Source organism: Vibrio sp. 2134-1 (assembly GCF_033339495.1).
Genome location: NZ_JAWOUS010000717.1, coordinates 1 through 582 on the forward strand (window position 1 = coordinate 1; position 582 = coordinate 582).

The 582-nt window shown below is 49.8% G+C and carries 1 protein-coding gene; it reads right to left on the reverse strand.

Annotated elements, in window-relative coordinates; genetic code table 11:
* A partial coding sequence (locus tag R7R78_RS28145) for an aromatic amino acid lyase (RefSeq protein WP_225474853.1) occupies positions 1-582 on the reverse strand: 582 nt, incomplete at both ends.

The following is a 582-nucleotide window of genomic DNA, read 5'->3' on the forward strand; positions in this document are numbered from 1 at the left end:
AAGGGTCTTATTTTCACTTGCCAATGCCGCAGAGGTTACTTGAGCAATCATGAAGCCAGAGTTCACGCCACCATTATCGACTAAGAACGGCGGCAGTTTTGATAGCGCGCTGTCGATGAGAAGTGCCATACGACGTTCAGACAAACTGCCAATTTCTGCAATGGCGCGAGCTAAGTTATCGGCTGCCATCGCAACAGGTTCTGCATGGAAGTTACCGCCAGAGATGATGTCGTTATCTTCTGCAAATACTAATGGGTTATCAGAAACGGAGTTCGCTTCTACTTGCAATACTTCAGCGGAGTTGCGAATTTGCTGCAAACACGCGCCCATTACTTGCGGCTGACAACGCAGTGAGTATGGGTCTTGCACTTTTTCACAGTTGGTGTGCGATTCACCAATTTCACTCGATGTATCCAGTAGGTGACGATATGCCATTGCTGCATCCATTTGGCTACGATGGCCACGTACGCGGTGGATTCGAGGGTCAAATGGGCGACGGCTGCCTAGTGCGGCTTCTACAGACATGGCTCCACACACGGTTGCTGACGCGAAAAGATCCTCGGCAATAAACAGACCTTCTAG